Genomic DNA, 26,972 nt, shown 5'->3' on the forward strand with positions numbered 1-26,972 from the left:
AAGAAAAAGATTTGGTTTGCGCTTTAATTTAATTGCTGCTATATACAACTACGAACTTTGTTTGTTGGCGAAGCCTGTCCGAAGGACAAAGAAAAAATTTAGCGATCGCTACTTTTGCAAGAGGTCTACTAAACTATCACTAGATCTGTATAAGTAGGGTTTGGACTTAGTTTCTACCCCATTCACCACCAAACCCAACAGTTGAGCATTGTGCTGAGCCAGTTGTTCCAAGCTGTCACTGACAAAGTCACGCTTACTAATCTCAGGTCGAACAACAAACAACAAATTACCGATGACAGCAGCCATCAGGGCAGTTTCACTGGTCATACTGACTGGAGCACTGTCAATCAAAACATAGTCATAGTCACCCGATTCCTCCGCAGTAGCTAGGCTCTGCTCAAATTTACCCTGGGTCACCAGCTCCACAATTTTGCCTTTTTTGTGGGAGGTAGGCAGTAAGTCAAGACTCGGTTGGATCTTCACCGGCTGTCCGGGTTTGAGGGGGTCATGGTGATGACCCAAGCGCTGAGAAAGGGTTGCCTGTCGGAAATCTCCATCCACTACCAAGACCCGAAACCCTAAATCTACCAGAGCTGTCGCCAATCCCAGAGTGACAGTAGTTTTGCCTTCTGAGACCATCGCGCTAGTAATCAAGATGCGACGGTCCTCCCCAGAGCGTAAGCTAATCACCGATGCTAGTCGCTGAAACTCTACATCCGTTTCTGTACCCAGCTCTAATCCCATACCAGCGTGCCTCAGATGAGGGATATTGACCACCATCGGGAACTTGATTGCCTGTAGGTCTTTGGGACTCAGCAGTGGGTTGCGCCGTTCTAGAAGCAATACCAGCGCTATACTACCCACTGCCGATGCCAGAAAACCATTAGCTATGATTAACAACTTCTTCGGACCAGCAGGCTTCTCGTCAACAGTGGGAGGGTCAAGCACCTGTACATTGGGATAAGCACTAAACGCATCAAGATTGACTTGCTCCATTTGAGCAACTAAACCGTTATAGACTCCCGCAGCCACATCGTACTGTCGCGTTAGTTCCAGCAGCCTAGACTGATGGACAGGAATCACCGTTAAAGTATTTTTCATCTGGTCAATCTGCTGCTGTAATTGCTCCGCTTGTTGTTGTTGACCACTAGCAGCACTTTCCGCCAGAATCAGTTGCTGGATTAACATTGCTCTTCCTTGAGCACTATCAGTTAGCGTCGGGTCTACTAACGTATCACCAGCTGCTAGAAAGATGTACTGTTGAATCTGCTGCTGCAACTGCTCACGTTGTAGCAGCAGATTTTGGATCTCAGGATGAGCATAAGTATAAGTAGCTTGAGCTTTGACCAAAGTCGCTTCCAGTTCAGTCAACTGCTGCCGCACAAACTGGTAATCCCGGTTTTCTGCTAGACCTAGAGAGCGGATTGCTTGCTTAGGAGTAAGACCCAAACGAGTCGATAGGATTTGAAGCTGATGTTGACTAGCTTGAGCTTCAGCTTGAGCCTGAGCTTGGCTAATACTCAGATCAGTAATTGCCCTCACCAGTCCTTCAGTTTGGGCTTCGCTATTCACTAAACCAGAGGATTCCTGAAACTTTGCTAATGCCTCCTGAGACTGATCCAATTTTTGCTTAGCTCGGTCGAGCGCTTTCTTATTAAACTCAACCCTAGTGGTACCATCTGCTTGACGCAGTTCATTCAGGCGCTCCTGATACGCACTGATCAGTGCCCTGACTCGATCTCTTGCTAATTCTGGACTAGCCCCAGTCGCATTCAACCAGATGGTCGTCGATTCCTGGTGAGGAGATACCGCGAACAACTGCTTGTATTGAACTAACCTTTGAAAATCCGTTTTCTCTGGGTCAGACTCCAACAAGCGCCTCATCAAAGCATCACTTTTGAGAATAGATGCCTGCATATTCAGAGGATGACTCTTCGCTGACAATTCAGAATCCCCCTTAGTTAATGACCCAAGGGTTCCTAAACTAGCTTGTAACTTGCCTGTTTCCGGTAGAATTAGCTGTGCTTTAGCAATCCAAAAAGGCTTTAATAAAGAAAAGGCTCCAAAGCTAGCTGCAAGCACCAAAGAATTAAAAACTAATAAAAGTATCCAATGTCTATTCAGGATCGCAACTACTTTTTTCATAAGATATATTCCTAATACAATCTTGTGTCAATTTTTAATTTATATAATGATTAATTTAATCAATAGCAATTTTCATAAATAAGAACTAATAACTAATTTTCAAAAAATAAATAAAAGTCTATTTTTTTGATTTTTAATTTTCAATCAAACATTTTCAAGTTCTAGATAACTGCTCCCATCGAGAGACAAACTGCTCATTTCGCTGTATTTCGGCAAGAATTGCCCCTAACCAGACCCAAAAATACCACAAATACACTGCCATCCAGCTCAAGGGTGTTCCGTTGAGAAGCATATACAAAGCCACCAGACTGGCAAATGCCCACTGGCAATGATAGTTACCACGAATCGCTGGAATCCAAGTACTCCAAAGGGTTGAACCTAGGGCACCTATAAAAAAGATAAAGCCAATGATGCCGTGCAAATAAAGAACTGAGGCGTAGGTTGAAAAGGAACCCAAAGCAATGTCGTAGATAAACCATTTGACGGAGCCTTGTATAATTCCCCATCCCATCAAAGGGCGTTCTTGCCAAGCCTCAAGGGTTTTAGTAACCACCAGTTCCCGGTCTTTAGAGGATTCGGCACGAGCACTATTGAAGATTTCTAGGGGCTTTTTCACTAAATCACTGAAGGTCAGACCTCCCAAAAGAGCACAAAGTAATGAGCTTAATGAACCAATCCATAAAGAACCTTGACGAGCCAAACTGCTGCGGAAACAAGCTGTAATCACCAATGCCATCACAAAGGAAACCCAGGATAAACGACTAAAACTAATTAGCAGAGCGGTTAAACAACCCGCTACGGATATTTGACGTAAGCGGCGGTTTTCTTCACCCAAGCAGATGAAAAAACTTAGAATGGAACACACCCCTACAATGGGGGGGTCGGGGGTGTAAAGAACTGTCCTGGGTAAAGGGATACCAAAAAAAGGTTGTAAGTCAGCAAATGTAACTTGCAAACTCAAAGCACCTCCCGGAATTAGACGGGCTAAGGGCGGTAGAAAAGGTTCTTTGCCTAATCCCACTACCAGCATGAGCATCTCAATGGCGATAGTCACTAAATATCCTGTTGCCATCCAAGCTACAGCACGGGTCACCACCTTAACCCTGATGGCATGCCAAAATGGTAGGAGCAGTGCGGCAAAAATTAAACAGTAGCTCTTGAAAAAAGTTACGAACGTAGCAGCAATTTTCTGCAAGGCAAACCCGACGTCATTGAGACCAAACGTAGCAGTCCAGACCATGACTAGAGCCATACCTAACCAAGCCCAGATACAGGCGGGTATCGATCTTCTAGTGAGTTTGTCAATGTCAAAGTTGACTCCTAAGAAACCAACAACTACCGCTGGGTAGAAGAGTGTTTGTATTCCCAACAACCACCAGAGCGGTGTTAGCACAATCACCCAGTAAATAACTTTTTCTGGAAATGACATGGCACCCAGTTTAAAGTTTCTAGTGTGGAAATCTGGTATGCTAGAGGTCATAGTTAACAGTCCATACTTTGATGTTTTAGAGCACGTTCATTAGATGAGAGTGATTCAAATCTACTAGCTTCGTTCGTTTATAGTGTTATTTTGGTTGTTATTTGTCATTTTTTATTTTTATTGATATTCCCAAGGTTTTGCCGTTTCCATAACAGTATTGTTTGATCGCGTTTATCATACTTATGAGGTACAGTCAATTTTCTTCCCCCCTGATTAAGGAAGAGGGGATTCCTACTCCCTACAATCCATGACTTTTTCCATTACTCAAGTGATAACTGCTATATATGAGCAGCTACAATAACATTGTGCCTATTTAATGCCTTAATTTAGATTAGAAAAATTACGGATTAAACAGTGAATTCGGTTAACCTAACATTCAGTAAATTTACTGAATTTATTAGCTTATAACTGACTTTTACCTAACTTTGTCAGCTGATTAGCCAATTTCCCTAGTAGAGACTGGTAACTCAAAAATTGTTTGGCAGCGATCAGGCGCATACAGACGATATAGAGACTCATAAATAGGAAGGGCTTCAGGATTGTTGGTAAACCTAGACAACTGACAATGGCTAACAGTACAATCAGAGCAGCTTTAAAGCACGGAAGTAAAAACTTCATCAATGGCCAACCTAGTGCTCGGCAACCTACCCACCACCAGTAGACTGTCCAGACAATTCCTAGCACGAAAGCAACTGCAATTCCCACCCCAATTAGTCCTGTTTGCTCAGCACCAATGATAAAGCTCAAGAAAGCGACCGGAGCAATCATAAGGTTAACCTTGGCGTTAATCCCAGTTCTGCCTTTTGCTGCAAGCATATTAATCAGTGAATTATTGATCAGCCTAAAGTAAGCAAACACAAGTAACCAAGGAATCACCTGGCAGGCTGGCACCCACTTCTGGCCAAATATCATAGAGATGAGCTGATCGTCTACCACTAAAAAAAATAAGGCGTATAGAGGAGCCCCCAGGAAAGCCATTTGTTCAACCATTGTGACTAGAACACTTTGCTGCTGTTCGTCATTCTCTAACTGGGCGAATGAAGACATTCCTACCTGATTAATCACCTCACCCATTACAGTGTTAATTGTCTGGGTCAATTGGTAAGCAAAGTTGTAGTATCCCAAATTAGTATTACCCAGCAGTTTACCAATGACAAAGTTGTCACCATTGGCATTTACATAAAACCCCAAACTGGAGCCAGTGGCACCAAAACAGAACGACAAGACTTCTGAGCTAGCCTGTGGATCAATCTGTAAGCGGAATTTGTGTTCTACATGACGACGACTAATCCAATACTCTATAAACCAAAAAGCCGCATCTCCCACTACAAATGACCAGTAGCTCAAACCGATAAAGGCGCAACCAGTGGTAGAGACTACTCGCACTAACGAGGCGATTATGGTCGCATGGGCTATTTCCCGATACCTCATCTGTCTAGTGAGTACTCCCTGATAAACAGACTGGATAGAAGCCACCACCAGATTAAAGGCGAACACGATCAGAATCCATACCAGGTCTGGTACACCGAAAAAGTTAGCCGCTAGGGGAGATATCGCCACCATTGCCACTGCCAACATCAATCCCCTGGCAATAGCAATTGTGTATGTTGTATTTAAATAACGCTGGTCTTCAATGCCCTTGTAGACAATAAAAGAGTTGATGGTGCCTTGGGTGAACAAATTCAGGAAAGACCAAAAAATATAGGCAACGCTAATCACCCCAAATTCAGATGGCAACAGCAACCTTGCTAGTATCAGGTTACTTAGCAATACCAGCAGACGTGTCCCGAGGGCTCCGTATGTTGTCCAGAACCCACTTGTGAGTAACGAGCTGAGTTTCATTAGGTTAGCAAGGTTTGGAAGGGACAAAAGGCTTGCATGTAAAAGGCTTGCACGTCAAAGGCCAATGACCAATGACTGATGACTAATACAAAATTTTTAGTTGTTTGCTCTGTATTCTACGGAGCCAAGCGATCGCTTAATCACCAGCTTGGCTAGTGGTGCCAGACGTACAGCTACGAGCGTCAGAAGCGATCGCGGATCCCGATAGAAGATTGAGCTATTGGCAGCTAACGCTTGGTTGATAAAGTGAACAGCTTTAGCTGCATCACCAGCAGTTAGGGATAATCGAGCTAGGTAGCGATACATATAGGCGTAAGCCGTCGGCAATACTGTCTCTACCAATTCTGGAGAGCGTTGATAAGCTGATTTAAGTACCTGTTCATGAGAATGCTGCATTTGTGTTATGTTAAAAGAGAGTCCAGAAGGACGAACTCGGTAGCAACACAGGACTTTTGGCTCCCGATGAAAACGCCAGCGTCCCGTAGCGGCAATTCTTAACCAGAAATCTATATCTTCTGAACTGCGTAACCCTTCGTCAAATTCCCCGACTTCATTCACTAGACAGCTTCGGAATACACCATTAGAACCATGACCAATGAAATTCTTGCACAGTAGCGCTAGGAGTGGGTCAGACATAACTGGCTTACCACTCAGACGCATGATCGTGGGACTTCCATCATCACGGATTGCTTGTGAGGCACTGTAGACAACCCCTACCTCTGGTTCACGATCCAGTACAGCCACATGGTTAGCTAGTTTGTCCGGCTTGTAGACATCATCTGCATCAAGTAGAGCGATGTAGCTACCACGAGCATGACGGATGCCATAGTTACGAGCCGATGAGAGTCCTCCATTGGACTTCTGCAATAACTGAAAGCGTGAATCCCGCCGACAAAACGGTTTAACCAGTTCAGCGGTATCATCAGTAGAGCCGTCGTCAACAATGAGGACTTCAAATTCTCGACAAGACTGACCCTCAAGAGAGACTAGCGCTTCCCAAATGTAGGAGCGAACGTTATAAGCAGGAACGACAACACTGACTTTTGGTGAAGTAATCATTCAAAACTCCTATCTCTAATATCTATTTCACTTATTCAGACTACAGATAATACAGATGATGATGAAATGATGGGGTCATCGGGTGAAGAATATTATTGAAGTTCAAAAGATGTAGTGATTTGGCTAAGGTCTGGTCATGATTTCCGGTGCTAAAATCACTACTTGTGTACCACTATCGAGCCACGCAGCCCCTCCCCACTCGTGCTTTGAATCACAGGGTAAACGTATCTAATTTGCTGATTCCTATATATAATGTTTTTGTAATTAAATAAACACTATATGTGGAAAATCCCTTGTCAACAAGCACAATAAGGCTGGGTTTATTGAGAACTATCCCCAGTGTATTGACAAGATGCCTTTACCCTGCTTTGCATCAAGACAATACTAATGCTGCGAGGTCTGATCTATATCTGCTCATTCATTCATCTATAAACATGTGCTAAATCTAAGTAGATCTTACTTTATGCAAAAATAATTTGCTGACTTTAATTAGCTTTAATTCAAAAATAGCTATTTTTTTGAAACCTACTTATATTCATCAATTTGTCTGATTTAATTATAGTGTGAATACTTTAGATTATTTTTCGATATATTTACTATTTTTCTACATTTTTTCATTAGGTAAAAACCCGTAAAAATTACGTATAATTGCGGTATATAGCAATTATCATAGCTATGAGGTACAAAATTTCGGGATTTTAGGGAACAGCGGATCACCGGAACAGCGGATCTGGGAAATCAGAAGAGGGAAGAGGAATGCGCTGCATCAAAACAGGGAATCAACGTCAAAAAAGACTGTACCTCATAACTGCGATCAACGCTATATAGCCTTACTCATACTTATGACTGAAGGTAACCGTCCCATGGCCTTACGCCACCATAGGTATTTGAGTGTTGATCAGAGTTTGTGGTAATAGGGATGGAGCCGATAACCCTAATCCCTTTTTGGTGCTGTGCTTTGAGGGATGTCACCACAGTCAAAATTCTCGTGCGCGAATTCACTGCCGGCTTGAGATTGGGAACCAAAGCTGGTTCGCCGCCAAATCACGGCAGTGCGTAGGGCACGTTCTGCGGCATTATTCGTGGGCTCTACCCCTGGAACATATACAAAAGTCCATCACCATTGCCTTGGCTAAAGCTGGTTTCATCACTATGAACAAACCCCTGGCCTTGAACATACTGCTGAGCTTGTTCCACTGGAGCTGCGACCGCCTCACTCACCTGGTGACGAAGACGATTGATGCTCCCACGGGAAAGCTGAACACTAAACTTTGTAGCAAGTAAGGACTTCACCATCCGGTGACTTTGGCGATGTTCTACACTAAACCTTGCAACCACTGCCGCTAATCGGTCTCCTAAGCCTAATGATGGTACCTCGGCAGGGAGTGGTGCACGGTTCTTCCTGCCGCAGCAAGTGCATTCCAACTGATGCAGTTGATGTTCAATTCCCTTGGCCGATAGCGGCGGAATATCAACGATTTGATCACGATAAGGGTGCGCTGGTCGTTGCCCCTCAACTGCTCTCCACAATGCTGACCAATATCTGGTACATGGGAATGGACTTCGCTACAGGCTTCGAGCGGATAGAGCTGTGGTGTTTTCTCGGATCAGCCATCACTGCTAGACTTTTTCTTTTTCTTTGTCTTTTTCTTGTTGAGAGTCTGGGGGTTTGACAAATCTTGCTGACCAAAACCGTCACTTGAGGGGGGACGAGATCAATTTTGTGAATTTTGCTTGAGTTGCTCTTCTATATAGGCCAAACGCTCACTCAAAACTGTTACCACCGCTTTTACACTCCCTGGGGTGGCATCCCAATCTCCCAAAGGAATTTGAATCCCTGGGATGTTAATCTCTACACTCATAAACCCAATCTTACCACAGAATCGCCACTGAAACCCACATTTCTTCGTTGGAGGCTGGGACGGTTACGACTGAAGTTACCCTTAGCGATTTCATAAAAACCCTTGCCTAGAGAGGTTTCCAGCCATTTTTAAGCTACCGCTACTGGGTACATTTAGAAGCGACTCCTGAAAAGCATTTGAAAGGATTTGAAGCGAATGCTATTTTTGTGCATAGTACCATGATTGCAAGCATCAAGCCAAAACCTACATGGGTACATATTTGGGAAACTCAATCGCTACATCGTTTACAGTAAGAGAGTTTGAGGCTGAAAGTAGTACAAATGAACGGTGTGACTTCAGTTATGAGAAACATTCAAGTTTATTACCCCGTTTTGATGCAATAGCGAGTGGTTTGGGTTCTGTTTGGGTCACTTGTGAGCATCTTGTCACAAAAATTACTCACTACATTGTGTAGTTCTAAAAGATTACGAATTTTGAGGATTTTGCAATGGGGTTGACCTTATCGCCCGAAGGGCTAATCGCAAATTGTTAAATAATTCTAAGTATTTCTAGTTGGGATGATCACTCAGGATGAGGTTTTTATATACAGCGTTTTTCATAACTATAAGGTACATAGGTGCGCTTTCCGCATCTAATTATTAAATTCCCATTAGCTGCGCGCCTCCAAGGCCGGGTTACCCGGCCTTGGGTCGCGCCTTCGGGTCGCACCTCAGGATTTTTTCCCTGTTCCCTGATCCGAAGTTCCCTAAAACCCAAGAATTTGTACCTCACCCAATGGCCAACCGCTGTATTACTTAATGTATTACAAATTGAAGTTCTTTCAAAAATAAACGGTGCTACATGAAGAAAAGTTAAAAAATTTGCCATCCTTACTCCAAGCAGATCCCATAAAAATTTACAAAAATTTACATAGCGATAAAAACTTTGGTCCGACTACTGATCAGCAAAAGGTGATCACCAAATGGGCTGATAAGCGACACGCTGATAGCGTCCGTCAAAAGCTCAGTCCCAAATTCGGTCACCTGCCCTGGTTTATCGAGATTTGCGGCTATAATGAAACCGCTGTGAGGGGAGAGGGAGAGATGAGGAGTGGGTATGAAAAGTTTTTTCAAAACTGGCAACTATGCAATTAAAATCCACAACAGCTTAATTGCACAACTTAATTGCACAACCCAAGTAGGAGGTTAGTCACGTTAATGTCTATGTTATCATAAAAAGCGAGTATAGGTATCGGTTGCAGTTTTTGTTTTCAGTGTTGACAGGTTTCTTCTGTTTCATATTGCTAAGCATGCCTCCGAAATTTCTATCTCTACATAAATCAAATTTTGGAGATATTGTATGTCTGTCTATGTTGGTAACCTTGCACGTGAGGTGACAGAAGAGGATCTGAAATCTGTGTTTGAAGAATATGGCGAAATCAAGCGAATTCACATGCCCACCGATCGCGAAACAGGTCGCTTAAGGGGCTTTGCTTTTGTGGAAATGAACACAGAGGAGGAAGAAGCGAAGGCCATTGAAGAGCTTGATCGAGCTGAATGGATGGGGCGCGAGCTCAAAGTCAATAAAGCCAAGCCTCGGGAAAAAAGAAACTCATTTGGGGGCGGTCGCAAAGGTGATAACTTCGGCGCTCGTCGCTACTAAGCTCGCTTTGATCTAAATCAAAACCCAATTCTCAGGTCTGAGCCCAGGGCAGGGGTTTTACCCCTGTCTAGTTCTACCCTGCGCGTCAGAATTTAGGGAGTAATCCTGGTAGGGTAAAGCAAACTCGAACTCTAGTTGGAAGATACTAGTGTGGGTAGGATTGCTGTCTATCAGTCGATTGAAGGCATCTTAAACTTTTTGATTCAGACAAGTATGAACGTTTAAGACCTAAAGTAGGAAAACCCAAATAGGCAGTGTTCAGATCGAGAATCACACTAGTTGTAGTGTGTGAGTTAACCAACAATATCATTAATTCCACGGCTCATAGCTAAAGTCAGTTTTAAGGGAGATATTGTAGCAAACTCTCCAGGCTGAAGCGTGGAGGTACACCATCACAGTCCACTTGACAAGGAGTAAGGAAAAAATAAGGATTTGAGAGCCTGCTTTTGGCAGGCTTAATTCGGATTTCTTTGCCATAGACGAGTGCAGGCTATCCAGGTGCAAGATTATGATTTTCAACGGACTTGAGATATAAGCCATTCGTTTTAAAAACTGGCCAGATGCCAACACCTTCCGTCAGTTGTAGGAGTTTTCTCAGTCAATCAGAGGTTTGCCCTGTCCTGTACTTATGGGATGAATGATGACTTGTTATTCGACCACGGAAGCGATCAAAACAGGAGGACATTGAATGACCCAAGTGGTGGTTGGTGAAAATGAGCAGTTAGAGTCAGCCCTACGTCGATTTAAGCGAAAAGTCTCCCAAGCTGGCATCTTTGCCGATATGAAAAAGAATCGTCATTTTGAGACATTTGCACAAAAACGCAAACGTAAAGAAATTGCGAGACATCGGGAACGTCGAAGACTCCGAAACCGTAGAAGACGGTTCTAGCAGGGTAGATTGCTAGATTAATTTTTTAGATCCACTCCGGTAGCATCGTTATTGTAAGGCGTGGGTAATAGGTAAGAGGTAATGGGTAATTGGCAATTGCGATTACTCCTGTACCATTACCGATTACCCGTTGCCTATTTCCGTGACCCATTACCCAAAACAACCTTGGATTATGAACACTACATTATGAACACTAAATATGACAAACGACAAAAACGGACTTGATATAACCTGATGTTTTGCTCAAGTTGTTAATGGCTGAGGATTCTTAGTCAGTAAATTCCGCAACCAGCGTCGAGTCTTGGGAGAGATTAGCCACATACCGAAGTACAAAATTATATCCATAGGTAGGGGTTTGCCATGGCAAATGGCTTCCCAGAGAAGGGGAAAAAATGCCTTCCACTCACCAGCGAAGGCAGCTCTTGAACTTACCTGTGTCAAGATAAAGGATGCGTAAGCACGGGGTGTAACTAACTCTTGTAAATTTTGAATCCAGTTTAATGAAGTCCGCCATTTAGTAGTGCTACTAATACTAGGATGGTTTTCTCCTAAATACCACACTGACAATGGTTCAGTCACAAACTCAATTCCTACCTCTTCCAAAGTAGTCGCCCGTAACACCCAGCCCCAATCTTCGTGAATTTTACCGCTGCTTCCGGGGGGGATTTTTTGCAATAACTCTTTGGATGTAAGAATAGTTGAAGCTTGAATTAGTCCTTCTCCCTGGAAGAAGGTATTGCGAACAAACAGATATTCACTCAGTTCTTCTGATTTAGAGGGAATTCTTCTCGGCCAAATGGAATCGTTTTGGGGAGTCCGAGCAATTAGGTAACAGGTAACAATGGGGTATTTGTATTGGGAACGATTAGCCGCTTCCAGTTGCAGTTCAAGTTTTTGGGGCATCCATTCGTCATCATCATCTAGATGAGCAATCCATGGGGCTTGAGCTGCAGCAATCCCCGCCCTACGAGCGGCAGTGCAACCTTGATTGGTGGGCAGTTCAATCACCCTTAGCCGGGAGTCATCCACTTCTGCGAGTGAGGCACAAGTAGCCTCATTCGGACCATCTATGACAACAATGACTTCGATTTGACTAAGGGTTTGAGCTAGAGCGCTTTGAACAGCTCGTTTAACTAACTTTGGTCTGCGATAGGTAGGTATTACGACACTAACTAAGGGTTTCAAGGTTATATCCTCCTGATGATATGTAAAATGAAAAATTTCTGCTGATTATAAATCCTAATGATTGGCAATATTTTTTTGAAAAAATAACCAGTTTTAGGGACTGATTAAGCATGGCTACCCTTGGGTAATTAGGGGACCAAAACCAACTCAAATTTGTAAGTACTCAAAGGAATAAATATTAGCTAACAACCTCTTTATATAGCCCCTACGCCAATAAGATTATTTGAATTAACTGAATAATTTATAAAATCTCAATACTAGTAGGGGGATATCAGTCAATTCATGAAACAAAAAAAAAGGATCCCAAAATTATTAAACCCGAAGTTATAGCAAAATTACTCCTCGCAGCTAGTTTGATTGAGTGCATCTCACTTTTGCAATTAGCCAAAAATTATAATAAAATCTCCAGACTCCCCGCGCCCCCGCCCCTGCTTGTTTACAAATATGAGATGCACCCGTTTGATTATCCTGAGGGTCACAATATAGCAGTCGCCAGGGCAGTTAGGACATGACAAAAGTCTCAAACCTAAGTAAGCGCAAGAGTTTGACTTCTGACTTCTGACTTCTGACTTTTGACTTCTGCTATAATACTGATTGATAAGGGTTGCTAGGTAAAATGAACTATCGATATATTTTTTTGTTATAAGCTGATGAAATTTTTCCTTTTGAAACCAATAATTATTAATAGCTCTCTCTCTTTGATTTTCATAAAAATAACTTAATAAGCCATTTGCTTTGGCATTCAAAACATCACCAATGTGAAGGATATCATTTGGGGTACATCCTAGCTGTTCAAGAACATATGGATAAATATCTCCCGTAAATTTAGTTTTCCCTATAGCAGAAGACAAAAATAGATTGTCACTCTGATCATAGCCTGCGGCATGAAGAATTTTATTAATCACCGATAGGAGATACATATCTGAGATGAAAATAATCTGTTTTTGATTTTCTCGGCAATAGTTATAGACCGAAAAAATAAATTCATTACGTCGGCAAACATCCCTTTCGGTTTCTATTTCAATTTTTTTGAGTATTTGTGCCGTTTGGTCATTAACTCCAAAATATTCTACCAAACACTCAAATATGGTATCCAAGGTAACTTCTGACACTTGTTCTCGTCTCCAGAGTTTTTCCCTAGATTTTTTTTATGCTTTTTGCCTAAGCTTAGGATAATTTGGTAATAACTCGGAATGACAATACTCATACTGCCTTTGAACCAGTGTAAAGACATCACTTGGCTCTAAAACATTGCGTATAATTGCGGTATCAAAGATATCAAATGATACGTATTTTGATTTACTGATGATCTTGGCTAGTGTGTGATCCATCTGACCTATCTTGAAGCTAAGCTGCTAAAAAACTAATCCAGTTTTGGGTTTGCCTTGCTATATTTATATTTTCCTGACTACTCTGATTTTCCTATTCAAGTAAGGAGGGTGCATCTCATTTTTGCCGTTTGACCAGGTGGTGCGTTACGGGACGGATTGTCCTAACACTGGCTACCAATAAAATAAGGGCTCGCCCGTCCCTAACGCACCCTACGAACATTTACAAAAGTGAGATGCACCCAGTAAGGATAGCTAAGCAGTAATTAGAAAACGGGCAATAAAAGCATTGCCCTGGCTAAGTGAGAAATCTCAGACTATCTAATGACAGAATTCCCATTAGTGAAGAAAAAGTAACACTATTACTCTCAAGCAGAAAAATTATCGATCATGAAAGCAGTGTCTTTGTGGAAACTCCAAAACTTTCTCCCGATCTTGGAAGGTTGGTGAATTACCTCTGTGGTGCCTATACAATTGGGATACAACCATACACTACATAAGACCCCCAGCTTAGCCGCAGGCTTAGTGGGGGGATGGTGCCAGGGTATTCACAGCATTTTGCCTATGTCAATAGTGATCAGTGAACCGACACTCTAAAATACGGAAATATACCTGCAATATACGAAGTGCTTTGTAAATGTCAACCGTAGCTAATGGGCAATTGATACTAAGTTGGGATCAAAGATAGTATCTTCCTCAAAAGGTGATGGGGTGATGGGGTGATGGGAGTGATGGGGTGATGGGAAGAAAGTGCTAAGTATGAATGCAACTTAGTATCACTTGGTATGAATCACGATCATGGTGTTATTGCACCATGACTGAGACAAAATTAATAAAATTAATTTTCTCAGTTATTCTGAGTTGACTGGCTAGAACTGACTAACAGCTACACATCAGGTACATCCTGATTTTGCTAGTTCATTCCCTGAGGTAATGGTGAAAGAAGGCTTACAGGCTCGTCTAAACTGTGTTTTTGTCCATTTAGCATGTACCCCATCTTCTCTACTCTCAAAGGTTGTGCATAAAATTTAGCTAGAGCAAGTTGAAAGAAAAAGGCTGGATTACCGAGTAAGTAGCGAGCTGCGAGACGTTTGGGTTCACGGGATAGACGATAAAGCCACTCTCCACCAAGATTGGAAATAAATTCTGGACAGTCAGGAACCAAACCTGCTAATCGGTCGATCACTGCACCACAAGGCATGAACACATTGACATTAATACGACTACGATGCTGCCAAATCCATTTTTCTTGAATTGGCATACCCATGCCTACTAATAAAATATTAGGTTTTGCCTGGTTAATTTTATTAATTATCTCTTCATTTTGGCTGGGGTCTTCTTTATCAAAATATCCGTGATGACCATCGACAATAATATTGGGGTATTGTTGTCTAAGGTTATTAAGGGCTGTTTCTAGATGCTTAGGCTTTGACCCCAGCAGAAACATTGACAAACTATTTTGGTTAAAATTATCCAGTAATTTGGGCATTAATAGTGTGTAAGATGCGCGGTATTTTAGGGATAAATTGTACCCCATAAACTGAAGGGCTTTTAATATACCCATACCGTCACAATGGGCGATTTCTGCACTTTGGATAAATTCATAGAACCATGGGAGCTGCATTGAAAAATTAAAACTATGTACGTTATAGTGAGCTACGGTTATTTTTCTGTCTTCAACGCAAGCGGCATGAATGGCGTCTACAATCCTAGGGACGGTTACACAAGATATTCTACGCTCTAGCAAATGTACATTAATAGCAGGTAAATAATCTAATTCATTCCGTTGATTTTTTATTGCCATTGCCGTAATAGTTAGACTAGTGATTATTTACAGTATTGCCACCTGTTGTTCGCGATCGCGTTTTCACGATGTCAAACTTATGAATAAGTTATGTGTGTGTATCACAAGTAGGACTTACGCAGCTGATCGAGAAATTAAGGTTTTAGCCAATAGGGAACTTCGGCTCTGGAAAGAACCGGGAATAGGGAATTACAGCAGTTTTACAGATCTGATTTTACAGATCTGAGTGGGTAAGTCCTGAGTAGGTAAAAGGCTTGTATGGTTGGATGGTATCCCCCCATTACCCCCCTAAAAAAGCCGGGTAAACAAGAGGCTTACATCCATAGTCTTGACAAATGACTAATGACTAACTGATTTTTTCCAAATTACCAACATTACACCGCAGATAATCAAACCCAACCCCACGGCACGGCTAACGGGGATGGTTTCCTTAAAGAAAAAATAGCCCATCAGTACGGAGAAGACGTAAGTCAAGGATACTGAAGGACCAGCAACGCTGAGATTTACCCGCGTCAGCAACAAAATGTATGCCAGTGCCCCTAAACCATAACAACTTAGCCCTGCTATAATTTCTGGGGTCTTGGGTATACTGAAAATCTGATCTAGCCAATTGCTAGCGTTAACTTTTTCCAGCTTTTCGGCTCCAGTTTTGAGCAAGAACTGTCCAGTAGCACTGGTTAGGACTGACATTAAGAAAAGACTAAATTCTGCTAGATTCACGAATATCTCAGAATTACAAGTGGTCGATGCTTCTTAATCCGATTGCTAGTTTGATGCTATAGGCTTCAACCTTCAGGAGCTTAAGTTATTGTGATTGCTCCTAAAATAGTGTTAGGAGATTGATTTTAAGTATTTATGGCTACTTCCAGCACTGCTACCTACACCGAAGAACAGATTTCAGCTTGGCTGCGGGGTTTATTTGCCGTTGCCTGGGCTGATGGTCACTTTGACCCTGAAGAACAAGAGGTTATGGCTCAAATCACCCAGGAGACATTGGCTCCTGGTACTGATTTGCAGTCTTTTGATCAACCGATTACTCCTGAAGAACTGGCAGCAGCTTTAGGTAAGGATAACACAACGGCAGAGAATTTTCTACGAACTGCTGTAATGGTAGCCTTGGCAGATGGGGTGTACTCTGCGACTGAAGCTGATGTTCTAGACCAGTTCTGTGAAGCACTAGGTCATAAGGTTGAGGCTCTTGAATCACTGCAGGTAACTCTTTATGACGATAAGGCAACTGAGCAAAGGGATTCTGCTGATGCGTTAGCTCAAGAACCAGGAAGTTCTGACCATCCCCATTCGGATATTCTACAGCCAGTACGGGATTGGTTAGATGGTATGGATGTTAATGACCCACGTGTTGCTCGATTTATGTGCAAACTGATTCCTGCTCAGTGTCCGTTTGAACGGGACGTGAAGCTATTTAATCACAAAATCGTCCACATCCCACCGATGTGTAAGCTTAATCCTCTCTATGATCAGTTAGTCGGCTTGCGCTTCCGGGCTTTATCTTATTTAGCCGATGATTGTGGTGAAGATGTTTCATCTTATTTATAAGTGGTGATTGGTAATTGGTGATTGGTGATTAGTCATTAGTCATTGGTGACTAGTCATTAGTCATTGGTCATTCGTAGTTAGATTGATTAAGGAGAATGGGGTCAACTGACTGGTGTCAAGAAAACACTAAGGACTAAGAACTAATTATGCAATTTATCGACCAAGCAGAAATTGAAGTTGTCGCTGGTAACGGGGGCGATGGAATTGTGGCGTTTCGGCGGGAAAAGTATGTTCCTGCTGGAGGACCGGCGGGGGGTAATGGTGGTCGGGGGGGTAGCGTGATTTTGAATGCTATAGAGCACCTGCAAACGTTGCTAGATTTTAAATACGCCCATTGCTTTCGAGCTGAGAATGGGGGTCGGGGAGGCCCTAATAATCGGACGGGAAAAAATGGTAGCGATCGCATTATTGAAGTTCCCTGTGGCACGGTTGTTTACAATGCTGACACGGGAGAAATGCTGGGGGATTTGGTGCAACCTCGGCAAATGCTTTGTGTTGCCAAGGGTGGTAAAGGAGGTTTGGGAAATCGGCATTTCCTGAGTAATCACAATCGCGCACCAGAGCATGCGTTACCTGGACTACCAGGAGAGCAATTGAGGTTACGCTTAGAGTTGAAGTTACTGGCGGAGGTGGGCATTATTGGTCTACCTAATGCTGGTAAGTCTACTCTGATTTCAGCACTCTCAGCGGCACGACCCAAGATAGCCAATTACCCCTTTACCACTTTGATTCCGAATTTAGGTGTGGTTCGTAAACCAACTGGGGATGGTACTGTATTTGCTGACATTCCTGGGTTGATTGCTGGAGCTCATCAAGGTATTGGTCTCGGTCACGACTTCCTACGTCATATCGAACGCACTCGCTTGTTACTGCATTTGATTGATATTACTGCTGCTGATCCGATTGCTGATTATCAAACCATTCAACAGGAGTTACAAGCCTATGGCAGAGAATTGCCAGAGCGTCCCCAAATTCTTGCCCTTAATAAAGTAGATGCGGTTGATCAAGACATGATCGAAGAGGTTTCTACTTACCTAAATCAGCTTACTCAGGTACCAGTTTTTTCGATTTCAGCTGTTGCTAAAATCGGCTTGGATGCTTTGTTATCGAAAATCTGGCAATCTCTAGATCAGTTGTCAGTGGCAGATTGCTCAAAGACAACAGTCAACCTTCCACAGTCAACTGTCAAGGTTTAACCGGTAATTAAGAAATGACTAATTATTAATGGCTAATTATTAAAGTAGTCATAGACTTGTCGAGAAATGGTGCGAATCAGTTTTTCGGCACTGGCATCATTAAAGGGGCGTTTGACCATTACAGAGATAATGTAACGCTTGCCGTTGGGCATTTTTACCAAACCTACATCGGCCAGTAGTCGGCCAAGGGTGCCAGTTTTGTGGGCAATGGTGGCACCATTACCTAGTCCTTGGGGTAATAAGGTGTTGGTCTTAGTTTGGATCATGATATCGATCAGGTCAGTACGAGATTGGGGAGAAATCCACTTACCTTGCTCAAGGTTAAAAATCAAACTAGCTAGTTCTCTTGGGCTAGTGGTGTTTGTTCCTGGCAAATCTGGTAGGGGGTTGCGCAGTACAGTTTTTTTCAAACCCCAAGAGCGGAATCGTTGATTGAGAACTTCGATGCCACCAAGACGTTCAATCAGCATATTCGTAGCCGTGTTATCACTAATGGTGATCATTTTGGTGGCTACTTCCAGAGCTTTGTACTGTTTGCCTGGTTTTTGATATTGCATGTTTCCAGAACCACCAGCAATCATCTCTGGTTTCATGGTTATATATTCATCTAATAAAACTTTGCCTGCATCTACATCCTGAAAGAAAGCAATTAGAATTGGTAACTTAATGGTGCTAGCAGCAGGAAAAATTAGACGGCTATTTGATTCTAGGAAAGCACCGGTATCAAGATCATGGATGAAGATTCCCGGTTGCAATTGGGGGTGTTGCTTTACTAGAGTTTGAATTTGTTTTTGTAAGGGAGATTTGTTCAGCAGCAGGGGTGTCAATTGAGAACTAATTGTCTGACTCAAACTCTGCTGGACTTCAATGGGAGCATTGTCTGTGGTTTTGGTAGATGGTTGGCTAGCAGTACCCAAGCTGGATAATACGGTACCTGCGATCGCTCCGAGACCAATTCCTACAATCAGCAAACGGATAATCAAAATCCAAAGCCGGGTAGAGGAGTTTTCGGAACGGCGTTCTCGGCGAGTTCTCCGAATTTGTACAGATTGATGATTTAGGGGATTGGGGAGGGGTAGGCTAGCCTTTATTCGGCTTGGTTTGGAGGATTTAGAGGATAAATCAGCAACCAATTGTGGCTGAGGACGTTGCCGAATTGGATTACGAGCATTGGTTATGGTGGGCAAGGATGAGGACGCTGGTGTGGCAAAGGGATTGACTCTTCTACGAAGGTTTGGTAAATGGGGTGTTCGGTATGCTACCCTCAGTTGGGATTGACTGGAGCGAATTGTAGAAGGGTTTGGTGAACGGGATAGACGAGCACGGGTACGGGGGGTAGGTGGCGGGGTTGACCGAGATTTATGTGATTTTGCGGATGAGCTTTGGCGGCGCGCTTTCTGTTTTGGTTGGGATTTGGAGGGTTTAATGTCCTTAGTTTGTGGCTGTTTGCTAACGTGGCGACGCGGGCGGCGGCGGGAGGAGGTTGGTTTCTGTTGTTTTTCCACTGCTGAATCTTAGGCTGAGGTTTACCAGATACATAAAACCCGAAACAATCTGCTAGTTCTCGGAATTTTCTGAGTATGGTCTAATCATAAGGGAGAGAACTTTAATGAATGTAGCGCTATCAAGGTTCCCTTTCAGTTTTTCTTGAGTCTTCCGATTACAGAGTTTTGATCTAGTATCAACAGTTGAAGCGCCCATCTATCACACCTCCAATAGAACCTATGCAAGCCTATTTTAGGACTGGTTTGGTTTTGATGGATCATCTACCCCAGACTTTGGCAAAAATTGTAGCGCCCATTCTACCTGGCGGACCATTCCTCTGAGCATGTTGATCTCTTCTGTGGTGGGGGTTGCTCGGTTTAATAGACGTCGCAGCTTTTCCATCCGTGCTGCTTTGGTATGGGGATAAAGATAACCAATTTTCAATAATAGGGCTTCTAGATGGTTAGAGTAGCGTTCTATCAGGTCCAAAGGAGCAGAATCTTGGTAGGGGGGAGCGGAGGATAAGGGTTGACTTGGGACCGGTGATGGCTGGTGTGTACTTTGATAAAGTTGATATTGATAAAGTTCATAACAGCAGACTGTTACGGCTTGGGCTAGGTTTAAGGCTGGATAGGTGGAACTAGTGGGAATACGCACAAACCGCTGAGCATGATTGAGTTCATCATTGCTCAATCCCCTATATTCAGGGCCAAAAATTAGGGCAGAGGTTACGCCAGCTGACAATAACCAGGGTAAGGCGGTTCTGGGATGTTCGAGAGTAGTAGGAATGGCGCGGCTACGAGCAGTGGTTGCGATCGCTCTTTGACACCCGACTAAGCCATCTGGTATGGTTGCTACGACTTGGGCTTTTTCTAAGATATCTACCCCGTGCACTGCCATCTGCTGTGCGTCTTGGCTGAGATGGTCACACTGAGGATTCACTAGCACGAGCTGCGATAACCCCATATTTTTCATCACTCGTGCTACAGAACCCACATTCAATGGACCAGCGGGTTCTACTAAAACAATCCTGACTCCCATATACATTTTCAAGGTTGAAGGTTGTTCTTGCCCAGGCGTCCCTTGTTGGGTAGGTTGAAGGTCACCCTTCAACCACAAAACAGTTGCACCATTTGTGCAAGTTCAAGACTTACGCCAAACTGGGCAACAAACGCGCTGATGTTGTAGGCTGCGTTATTAAGGCACCCTACAGCTAGAGTCCCTTAGAGTCGTTCCGTAAGTCCTGCTCCCTCTTATCCCTGGTGATGGGAATGGTGCTATGTTTGAAGGCAACTTTGGTATTAACCACTTGATATTAACCTGAGTTGGACTCAAGTCTGGACTAAAAATTCCTCTGGATCAGTATTCCAATTTACCCAGCGAATTGCCTCACGGGCTGATTCTACATGAGGCGGCACTCGCATAATGTGAACAAAGTTGGTGCTAGGACAAGTCATCTTGAGTAGAAAAATTGGCTCGATATCGATATCGTTATTAATTTTTAATAGGGTGTATTCTTCCCAGGAATCTAATCGCTGTGCTTCTAGGTCTTGGCAAATTCGGGCGTAACCAATCCCCTCAATCAGGACTCGCCTAAGTTCAGCGTTGGGTTCTTCTAAAAGCCACCCAGCTTGCCACTGCTTGGGGTTGACTTTACCGTATTTTTCTGGTAATTTCACGCCATGATAAGAGTATAAGCTGAATCCATCGGCAAACTCCATGGCTGGCTGTCCTTCTCTATGAAGGCGGTGTTGAGTGTCAAAGGAGAGCTTGGTTGGGCGATCGCAAACGAAGCAGATGTTTTCAAATGGGAACATCCAACTACAGTGTTTGGCTAGGGATTGGAATATTTGCCATGTGGTTTGATGGTGAGGGCAATTTAAGACGGAAATATAAAAGTCAAACCGACTACTGTAAATACTCCAGTATAAGGGTGACATGAATAGTCTCAATTCAGTCCCAAGTTGTTCAAGTACTTGCAAGCCCAGTCGAATTCGCTGTTGGCTAACTTTTGAGGTATCTAGTTCATATAACAATTGGTTTTGCAATTGCCTGTGTAGTTGGGTTCCCATGGACGTGTCCAAGGGTTGCCACAGTTTCTCTTCAAGTTGACGGCTAATCCGTTTAATGTTAAGCTTTTGCCCGAGTTGGTAGAGTAGCTCTTGTTGGAGTTCTTTGCCGAGTTGGGTGTTGAGATGTTGCCGTAGTTGACTGATTAATTGACTCTCTAGTCGTGGCTGGAGTTTACTCTCTAGTTGGCTGTCAATGTGTTGCTGGAGTTGGTTCAGGATAATTTTAAAAAAACCGTAAGGGCTATCACAAAAAACAATATCTGGTACTGGTTTGCCAATGGCTGTATAGGCAGCGTTTATGGCTAGTGTTGCTTCGTGACGATCAATAACTCCAGTTAAAAAAGATAAGTTGTGCCATTTTTCTTGATAAAATGAAATTAAAGTCTCTTGCTCTGGGGTAAGATGTTTTATGTTGGGTTGCCACATATCGCTATATCTGTGTTTTATATTCCCATTTAATCCCGATTTGACAATAGTGCTGAGTGCTGAGTGCTGAGTGCTGAGTGCTGAGTGTAGTAAGTGGGGAAGTGTTTTCATCCAACGGTAGTTAGCTAGGAGTTATGGGATCTAATTAGTTATTCAGGTTAAGCTGGGTGTTTTTATACTAAAGTAGGTTTTTTTGTAACAATTATTCACAAATTAGGTAAGCTCTCAGGTATTAGGTAAGCTCTTAGGTAATGCGCTACGCGCACGCTACGCGAACAGCTATCAGCTTGTGTTTGACTGCTTAGGATTGAGGATTAAATAATATGGCTATTCGGTACATTTTCTGCTAAAATAATAAGTTAAATTAAATAAACCTACTACGTTATATAGCTTTGATATTTTGATAGTTTATTTTTTAGGCTAAATTAGCATACTAATTACGGAAGAACCCCCCTCTCGATCAATCATCGCTGTATTCTACAACGCTAGATTTTTTGAAATTGGTTATAAGATAGCTACGATAAGAAATTACTCGTCGCTAATCACAATTACCAAAGCATGAACTGGTTTACCCTATCCCGCAAACACTGGTCAACTACCAAATTCCTAGCTTTATTCCTCTGTAGCTGTTTCCTAATTATTAGTTGTGGTGGTTCTCCGAGCAATCAACAGACAGGTTCCTCCATCACCAGTAACAGTAATAGACTCACCATCGGTACTACCCTAAAACCGAGAACCCTCGATCCAGCCGATGCCTACGAACTAGCAGCTAGTAACATCCATTACAGCTTAGGCGATCGCCTTTATACCTACAAGCTGGGTACCTCAGAATTAGTGCCACAACTGGCAACTGCTATGCCTACCATCAGCAAGGATGGCTTAACTTATACCATTCCCCTACGCCAAGGTGTAGTCTTTCATGATAACACCCCATTTAACGCTGAAGCCATGGCATTTTCCTTGCGTCGGTTTATCGAAAATGGTGGCAAGCCCTCTTCTCTACTGGAAGGTTTGGTAGATTCGATTGAACCCTCTGGAGAGTACGAACTGACGATTAAAATCAAAAATCCCTTCGCTGCCTTTCCAGCACTGTTAGCTTTTTCTGGAACCTGTGCTGTTTCCCCCAATGCCTATGAAATTGGTAGTGGTAAATTTGAACCGACCAAATTTGTAGGCACTGGTCCTTATAAGCTAGTCAAGTTTAGTCCTAATGGGATTCGCCTAGATGTGTTTGAAGAATATTGGGGTAAAAAACCCCCCAATCAGGGATTAAACGTTCAAATCCTCACCAATTCGGCTAATTTATTCAATTCCATCAAGACCGGTGCTGTAGACATTGGTTATCAAAGTTTAGATCCCGATCAAATCCTCAGTTTGCAAAAAGGAGCAGCTTCTGGTGGTTGGCAAGTCATAGAATCTCCCAGCAATAATATTAACTACATGGTGCTCAATACTCAGATGGCACCCTTGGATAAACCAGAAGTCAGACAAGCGATCGCTGCGATTGTTAATCGTAAACTGATCAACGACCGGGTGCTAAGAAACCAAGCTGCACCAGCCTTTAGTATCATTCCCACTAGCTTTGATGTCTCCAAGCCCACCTTTAAAGACGCCTACGGTGACGGTAATATTGCCAAAGCCAAAGAACTGCTAGCCAAAGCGGGATTTACTAAAGACAATCCGTTGACATTAGAAATTTGGTATTCCTCAGGTTCAGCAACCCGGCAACAACTTGCGAGTCTTCTGAAAGAATATGCTGCCCAGGAACTTGGGGGAATTGTGGAAATCCAGCCCCAAACTGTGGAGTCAGCGAATTTCTTTGGCAATCTAGGTAAGGGAGTTTATCAGAGTGCTTTAGTCGATTGGTATCCTGACTTTTCTGACCCCGATAACTTTATTCAGCCCTTAGTCAGTTGTACTAAAGGTTCGGAAGGGAAAGGGTGTGAAGCCGGAGCCAGTCGTTCTCAAGGATCCTTTTACTATAGCGATCGCATCAATAAACTGATTCAGCAACAGCGTCAGGAATCAGATCCAGCCGCTCGAAAGCAGATTTTTGCTGAGATCCAAGAACTGTTAGCAAAGGATGTACCCTTAATACCCTTATGGCAACCAAAGGAATATGCTTTTGCCCAGTCAGGGTTAAAGAATGTCCAGTTAGACCCAATTCAACAATTGCCACTGTGGGAGATTGATAAGGGAAATTAGGTTAACGGGCTGCCCCCGTGCTTTAAGCCGGGGGAAAGTTCAACCCCCCAAAGTTCTACTTCTGTTGGATTGACAAAATCTTCATTAACTGGTAAGTTTTGGTTAAAACCAATATTAATAGGAATAAAGCCAAGTACAAAAGAACTGAAAAACATCACAGCAACCACATCAAGCTGACTGAAATAATTTTGGTTTGACCCTTGAAAACGACTCATATTGACCTACCTCGTTTTTTTAGCCTTTCTTCTCAGTTTCAACGGGTAATGTAGGTGATCAGGTGTGTTTTCGAATATAGTTTTATTTATAATTTTATGTATAGTTTTATGTATAGTTTTATAATTAAAGTTTATAGGTAAAGCTTGACGCCTATTTTGAGGTCTTAATTTTTCAGCAACAAATAGTATAACTCTCCCGTATCATTAATCAGCCCTGCCCGATTACCTGCTAATTTACCAGTACCCATAAATATATCCACTCGACCCGGCCCTTTAATCGCACTACCAGTATCCTGATCCAACACATAGCGACTGACTAGCCTAGATTCCAACTGACCTACAGCATTGGGATAAGGGATACTAGTCTGGATAAGGGCCAAGGCTCCTGGAGGCATGATAGATTTATCGGTAGCAATCGAGCGCTCAGCCATTACTGGCAAACCAAGACTACCGGTAGCAGGTGCCCCCCTGGTTTCCCGAAAGAACACAAAACTTTTATTGCGGGGTAAATATTGACTCAGTTCCGTCGGTGAAGTGCGGAAATAATCGATCACCGCAGGCAGGGTTAGCCCTTCTAGCTCCATCTTGCCATCGTTAACCAGTTGTCCCCCGATACTAGTGTAGGGATGACTCGTCTTACCGGCATAGCCCACGCTCATCAAGGTGCCATCCGGCATTCTAACTCGCGCTGAACCCTGAACGTGAACCAAAAACGCCTCTAAGCGATCGCGTAACCAAACTAGTTCTTTCCCTCGTAGTGGGCTATTTTTCCCTAAACCATCCCATCCTTCCAATGCCGCACGGGTTGGGTGAGGTTTTTGCCAACGTTGGAAATCAGAAGGTAGTCGGTAAAGGGGATAGCGATACTCAGCACTAGGTGTGCGACTCCCAGCATACACTGGCTCAAAATAACCCGTGAACCCAACAGTTCCCTGATTGTCCTTCCCCACACTCTTGTAAAAGACAAACTCTTGTTGGATGGCTGCTTGCAGCGCTTTAGGAGTAGGGGACTTGATCAGGAGTTGGCGGAAACGGACTAGAGAACGGCGGACGCGATCGCGAGTTACTCCTGGTACGGAATAGTTTTGGTAAGCCTTAGCCGCACTAGGGGTTTTCAGATAACGCAAGCTATTGTCTATCGCCCTCAACATGGCTCGCCAGTCCCCTGACTTACCACCAGGACGCTTCCAAAGCTGTTCATCTAAACCCAATGGATCCTGATTGAACTGAACAGTCTCTAGTTGAACCGCTTGCAGCGGAACACTAGCAACTGCAGCACCACTAATCGGTAGGATGGCTATTCCTATGGTCAGGGAAATCCTAGTTAGAGTTTTTCTCATACTTGCCAAGAATTCAATCACCAGCTATTGCCGAGTCAAAGCAGTCAAGCTGCATTAAAAACGTTCGACGCTACCAGAGAAAATAGGTTCCACCCGGATAGCAGCGATCCGAGCAGGACGTACTACCATGTACTCCCCTTGAACATTTTTAATGGGTACGCTAATGAAGTCTTCAGAGTTAGATTTTGGGATAAGTTCGCCACTATACCACTTTTGAAACTCTTTAATTGTGGCAAACCGTACTTCTTCCCGGTGACCACTTGACAAAAGAATGTGAACAGCGTACTCGTCTGGGGTTCTTGGCATCGAAAATTCTCCTTAATCCATCCCAACTATTATCAGCGACCTTGAAGGGGAAGGCAAAAAGTCATTGCTCCAAGTTCAAAGGGATTCCCAATACACCAAATCCCCTTACACCTCCTTTGTCCTTTATCCACCAGTCTTGCTTGAGATTTACAGATTACTTAGATTGATAAATTAAACCGTTTCAGCAAATTTTCCATCACCGTTGGCAACATTTGGCGCAGTTCCTGTGGACTTTGGTAGATCAGCTGCTGGTAGCTAGGCAGATCAAAAGGAAACTGTCCTGGTAAATCTGGTCGCTCCATTTTCACCAGCAAAATCTGTTCCGTCGGCTTAGCCGTTAAAGCATAGCCGATTTCCACACAAACATAGGGACTAGGGATAAGTAAGGGTTTGTTTTCCGTTGCTAGACCAGCCACCGGGGTGCCATCAGCAATGAATACCAGACTTTTGCGGATTTTACGCATCTGGGTACTCCCCAGGCGCATTGGTTGACCAATTGGGCGTCGGGATTCTTCTAGGGTTAGGGGTAAACGCGATCGCTGATTAAAGGTGTCTAGGGTATCTGACAGGGTGCTACGCAAAGCCTCACTAGAGGCACTGTATTCAGTCTGGTAACTCACAAAGATTATTGGCGACAGTTGTGCCATTACCTCTCGCTTCGTGAAGTAAATCTCGTGAGAAATCAAGTCAATATTGGAAATGGCATAGCCCCCACTACCTTCTATGTAGAACTCCACCGTTTCCCCTGCTAGGTAGCGCTTAAACCATTCAGAGTTTTTCACATCCTGGCTATCATCCAAAAAATCTGCTCTTAAGCCTGACTTAAGCAAACTATTTTTGCTCAAACGCAGGTCATGGTGGCGTTTCTCCAATTCTTTGATGGGTTCGTATTTCTGGAGATACCAGGCTTTTAGGGCAATAATGGCCATGATGTT

The 26,972-nt window shown here is 43.3% G+C and carries 25 protein-coding genes and 1 pseudogene; 8 read left to right on the forward strand and 18 right to left on the reverse strand.

Going from position 1 to position 26,972, the window contains the following annotated elements; all coding sequences use genetic code 11:
- Window positions 1–108 precede the first annotated feature (108 nt).
- From F6K63_RS20620 to F6K63_RS20645, 7 genes and pseudogenes are all read right to left on the reverse strand, one after another.
- Window positions 109–2,145 (reverse strand): GumC family protein, encoded by a 2,037-nt coding sequence (locus tag F6K63_RS20620; protein ID WP_287313028.1) that lies wholly within the window; start codon window positions 2,143–2,145, stop codon window positions 109–111.
- A 154-nt stretch (window positions 2,146–2,299) separates the two neighbouring features.
- Window positions 2,300–3,625 carry an O-antigen ligase family protein gene (locus F6K63_RS20625; RefSeq protein ID WP_008185811.1) on the reverse strand — a complete coding sequence of 442 codons (1,326 nt, stop codon included), beginning with the start codon at window positions 3,623–3,625 and terminating at the stop codon, window positions 2,300–2,302.
- A gap of 402 nt (window positions 3,626–4,027) precedes the next feature.
- Window positions 4,028–5,467, reverse strand: a complete 1,440-nt coding sequence (locus F6K63_RS20630; RefSeq protein ID WP_287313029.1) for an oligosaccharide flippase family protein — start codon at window positions 5,465–5,467, stop codon at window positions 4,028–4,030.
- Window positions 5,468–5,563: 96 nt separating this feature from the next.
- Entirely contained in the window at window positions 5,564–6,526 is a 963-nt protein-coding gene (locus F6K63_RS20635) for a glycosyltransferase family 2 protein (RefSeq protein ID WP_287313030.1), read from the reverse strand.
- A 951-nt stretch (window positions 6,527–7,477) separates the two neighbouring features.
- Window positions 7,478–7,643: pseudogene (locus tag F6K63_RS37350) on the reverse strand (IS66 family transposase); the annotation flags it as partial.
- Complete coding sequence (locus F6K63_RS20640; RefSeq protein WP_287247377.1) at window positions 7,616–8,056, reverse strand: transposase; 441 nt, start codon at window positions 8,054–8,056, stop codon at window positions 7,616–7,618. The pseudogene F6K63_RS37350 and the gene F6K63_RS20640, both read right to left, overlap by 28 nt.
- Window positions 8,057–8,241: 185 nt before the next feature.
- A complete protein-coding gene (locus F6K63_RS20645) occupies window positions 8,242–8,388 on the reverse strand; it encodes a hypothetical protein (RefSeq protein WP_287313031.1) in 147 nt (48 codons plus the stop codon).
- An 833-nt stretch (window positions 8,389–9,221) separates the two neighbouring features.
- Here F6K63_RS20645 and F6K63_RS20650 point away from each other — a divergent pair.
- From F6K63_RS20650 to F6K63_RS20665, 4 genes are all read left to right on the forward strand, one after another.
- Window positions 9,222–9,521, forward strand: coding sequence for a hypothetical protein (locus F6K63_RS20650; protein WP_287247379.1), 300 nt, complete (start codon window positions 9,222–9,224; stop codon window positions 9,519–9,521).
- Between the two features lie 205 nt (window positions 9,522–9,726).
- Window positions 9,727–10,029: an RNA-binding regulator gene (rbp, locus tag F6K63_RS20655; RefSeq protein WP_008185801.1), complete on the forward strand. Its 303-nt coding sequence runs from the start codon at window positions 9,727–9,729 to the stop codon at window positions 10,027–10,029.
- Between the two features lie 688 nt (window positions 10,030–10,717).
- Window positions 10,718–10,918, forward strand: coding sequence for a 30S ribosomal protein S21 (rpsU, locus tag F6K63_RS20660; RefSeq protein WP_008185800.1), 201 nt, complete (start codon window positions 10,718–10,720; stop codon window positions 10,916–10,918).
- A gap of 81 nt (window positions 10,919–10,999) precedes the next feature.
- The gene (locus F6K63_RS20665) at window positions 11,000–11,143 is read left to right on the forward strand and encodes a hypothetical protein (protein ID WP_154659833.1); all 144 of its coding nucleotides are present in this window, start codon (window positions 11,000–11,002) and stop codon (window positions 11,141–11,143) included.
- Between the two features lie 18 nt (window positions 11,144–11,161).
- Here the strand turns inward: F6K63_RS20665 and F6K63_RS20670 are convergent, their stop codons facing one another.
- Entirely contained in the window at window positions 11,162–12,103 is a 942-nt protein-coding gene (locus tag F6K63_RS20670) for a glycosyltransferase family 2 protein (RefSeq protein WP_287313032.1), read from the reverse strand.
- 380 nt (window positions 12,104–12,483) lie between these two features.
- Window positions 12,484–13,215 carry a hypothetical protein gene (locus tag F6K63_RS20675; RefSeq protein WP_287247386.1) on the reverse strand — a complete coding sequence of 244 codons (732 nt, stop codon included), beginning with the start codon at window positions 13,213–13,215 and terminating at the stop codon, window positions 12,484–12,486.
- A gap of 518 nt (window positions 13,216–13,733) precedes the next feature.
- On the opposite strand from F6K63_RS20675, the gene F6K63_RS20680 reads away from it, so the two are divergent.
- Window positions 13,734–13,931, forward strand: a complete 198-nt coding sequence (locus tag F6K63_RS20680; protein ID WP_287313033.1) for a hypothetical protein — start codon at window positions 13,734–13,736, stop codon at window positions 13,929–13,931.
- A gap of 413 nt (window positions 13,932–14,344) precedes the next feature.
- On the opposite strand, the gene F6K63_RS20685 is transcribed toward F6K63_RS20680, so the two are convergent.
- Complete coding sequence (locus F6K63_RS20685) at window positions 14,345–15,235, reverse strand: WecB/TagA/CpsF family glycosyltransferase (protein ID WP_044493600.1); 891 nt, start codon at window positions 15,233–15,235, stop codon at window positions 14,345–14,347.
- A gap of 339 nt (window positions 15,236–15,574) precedes the next feature.
- The gene (locus tag F6K63_RS20690; RefSeq protein ID WP_131827148.1) at window positions 15,575–15,955 is read right to left on the reverse strand and encodes an EamA family transporter; all 381 of its coding nucleotides are present in this window, start codon (window positions 15,953–15,955) and stop codon (window positions 15,575–15,577) included.
- Between the two features lie 135 nt (window positions 15,956–16,090).
- Between F6K63_RS20690 and F6K63_RS20695 the strand changes: the two genes are divergently transcribed.
- Complete coding sequence (locus F6K63_RS20695; RefSeq protein WP_008185791.1) at window positions 16,091–16,792, forward strand: Mo-dependent nitrogenase C-terminal domain-containing protein; 702 nt, start codon at window positions 16,091–16,093, stop codon at window positions 16,790–16,792.
- Between the two features lie 146 nt (window positions 16,793–16,938).
- Window positions 16,939–17,988 carry a GTPase ObgE gene (gene obgE, locus F6K63_RS20700; protein ID WP_008185790.1) on the forward strand — a complete coding sequence of 350 codons (1,050 nt, stop codon included), beginning with the start codon at window positions 16,939–16,941 and terminating at the stop codon, window positions 17,986–17,988.
- Between the two features lie 32 nt (window positions 17,989–18,020).
- Here the strand turns inward: obgE and F6K63_RS20705 are convergent, their stop codons facing one another.
- The 3 genes from F6K63_RS20705 to F6K63_RS20715 all read right to left on the reverse strand — a co-directional run bounded on the left by F6K63_RS20705 (window position 18,021) and on the right by F6K63_RS20715 (window position 21,971).
- Complete coding sequence (locus F6K63_RS20705) at window positions 18,021–19,493, reverse strand: serine hydrolase (RefSeq protein WP_287313034.1); 1,473 nt, start codon at window positions 19,491–19,493, stop codon at window positions 18,021–18,023.
- 232 nt (window positions 19,494–19,725) lie between these two features.
- On the reverse strand, window positions 19,726–20,520 hold the full coding sequence (locus tag F6K63_RS20710) for an RNA methyltransferase (RefSeq protein ID WP_287313052.1): 795 nt from the start codon (window positions 20,518–20,520) through the stop codon (window positions 19,726–19,728).
- 284 nt (window positions 20,521–20,804) lie between these two features.
- A complete protein-coding gene (locus F6K63_RS20715) occupies window positions 20,805–21,971 on the reverse strand; it encodes a DUF6745 domain-containing protein (RefSeq protein ID WP_008185782.1) in 1,167 nt (388 codons plus the stop codon).
- A gap of 558 nt (window positions 21,972–22,529) precedes the next feature.
- Between F6K63_RS20715 and F6K63_RS20720 the strand changes: the two genes are divergently transcribed.
- The gene (locus F6K63_RS20720) at window positions 22,530–24,176 is read left to right on the forward strand and encodes an ABC transporter substrate-binding protein (protein ID WP_008185781.1); all 1,647 of its coding nucleotides are present in this window, start codon (window positions 22,530–22,532) and stop codon (window positions 24,174–24,176) included.
- Here F6K63_RS20720 and F6K63_RS20725 read toward each other — a convergent pair.
- The 4 genes from F6K63_RS20725 to F6K63_RS20740 all read right to left on the reverse strand — a co-directional run bounded on the left by F6K63_RS20725 (window position 24,173) and on the right by F6K63_RS20740 (window position 26,966).
- Complete coding sequence (locus F6K63_RS20725) at window positions 24,173–24,391, reverse strand: hypothetical protein (protein ID WP_008185779.1); 219 nt, start codon at window positions 24,389–24,391, stop codon at window positions 24,173–24,175. The two genes, F6K63_RS20720 and F6K63_RS20725, sit on opposite strands and share 4 nt — an antisense overlap.
- 164 nt (window positions 24,392–24,555) lie before the next feature.
- Window positions 24,556–25,731, reverse strand: coding sequence for a murein transglycosylase A (gene mltA, locus F6K63_RS20730; protein ID WP_287313035.1), 1,176 nt, complete (start codon window positions 25,729–25,731; stop codon window positions 24,556–24,558).
- Window positions 25,732–25,785: 54 nt separating this feature from the next.
- Window positions 25,786–26,037 (reverse strand): hypothetical protein, encoded by a 252-nt coding sequence (locus F6K63_RS20735; RefSeq protein ID WP_008185775.1) that lies wholly within the window; start codon window positions 26,035–26,037, stop codon window positions 25,786–25,788.
- Between the two features lie 158 nt (window positions 26,038–26,195).
- On the reverse strand, window positions 26,196–26,966 hold the full coding sequence (locus F6K63_RS20740; RefSeq protein ID WP_008185773.1) for a hypothetical protein: 771 nt from the start codon (window positions 26,964–26,966) through the stop codon (window positions 26,196–26,198).
- Between the last annotated feature and the right edge of the window lie 6 nt (window positions 26,967–26,972).

Source organism: Moorena sp. SIO1G6, assembly GCF_010672795.1.
In the GTDB taxonomy this organism is placed as follows: domain Bacteria; phylum Cyanobacteriota; class Cyanobacteriia; order Cyanobacteriales; family Coleofasciculaceae; genus Moorena; species Moorena producens.

Coding starts and splice junctions, on each gene's coding strand:
- F6K63_RS20620 (WP_287313028.1), bottom strand. CDS start 2,145: ATGAAAAAAGTAGTTGCGATCCTGAATAGACATTGGATACTTTTATTA.
- F6K63_RS20625 (WP_008185811.1), bottom strand. CDS start 3,625: ATGACCTCTAGCATACCAGATTTCCACACTAGAAACTTTAAACTGGGT.
- F6K63_RS20630 (WP_287313029.1), bottom strand. CDS start 5,467: ATGAAACTCAGCTCGTTACTCACAAGTGGGTTCTGGACAACATACGGA.
- F6K63_RS20635 (WP_287313030.1), bottom strand. CDS start 6,526: ATGATTACTTCACCAAAAGTCAGTGTTGTCGTTCCTGCTTATAACGTT.
- F6K63_RS20645 (WP_287313031.1), bottom strand. CDS start 8,388: ATGAGTGTAGAGATTAACATCCCAGGGATTCAAATTCCTTTGGGAGAT.
- rbp (WP_008185801.1), top strand. CDS start 9,727: ATGTCTGTCTATGTTGGTAACCTTGCACGTGAGGTGACAGAAGAGGAT.
- rpsU (WP_008185800.1), top strand. CDS start 10,718: ATGACCCAAGTGGTGGTTGGTGAAAATGAGCAGTTAGAGTCAGCCCTA.
- F6K63_RS20665 (WP_154659833.1), top strand. CDS start 11,000: ATGGGTAATTGGCAATTGCGATTACTCCTGTACCATTACCGATTACCC.
- F6K63_RS20685 (WP_044493600.1), bottom strand. CDS start 15,235: ATGGCAATAAAAAATCAACGGAATGAATTAGATTATTTACCTGCTATT.
- F6K63_RS20695 (WP_008185791.1), top strand. CDS start 16,091: ATGGCTACTTCCAGCACTGCTACCTACACCGAAGAACAGATTTCAGCT.
- obgE (WP_008185790.1), top strand. CDS start 16,939: ATGCAATTTATCGACCAAGCAGAAATTGAAGTTGTCGCTGGTAACGGG.
- F6K63_RS20710 (WP_287313052.1), bottom strand. CDS start 20,520: ATGTATATGGGAGTCAGGATTGTTTTAGTAGAACCCGCTGGTCCATTG.
- F6K63_RS20715 (WP_008185782.1), bottom strand. CDS start 21,971: ATGTGGCAACCCAACATAAAACATCTTACCCCAGAGCAAGAGACTTTA.
- F6K63_RS20720 (WP_008185781.1), top strand. CDS start 22,530: ATGAACTGGTTTACCCTATCCCGCAAACACTGGTCAACTACCAAATTC.
- F6K63_RS20725 (WP_008185779.1), bottom strand. CDS start 24,391: ATGAGTCGTTTTCAAGGGTCAAACCAAAATTATTTCAGTCAGCTTGAT.
- mltA (WP_287313035.1), bottom strand. CDS start 25,731: ATGAGAAAAACTCTAACTAGGATTTCCCTGACCATAGGAATAGCCATC.
- F6K63_RS20735 (WP_008185775.1), bottom strand. CDS start 26,037: ATGCCAAGAACCCCAGACGAGTACGCTGTTCACATTCTTTTGTCAAGT.
- F6K63_RS20740 (WP_008185773.1), bottom strand. CDS start 26,966: ATGGCCATTATTGCCCTAAAAGCCTGGTATCTCCAGAAATACGAACCC.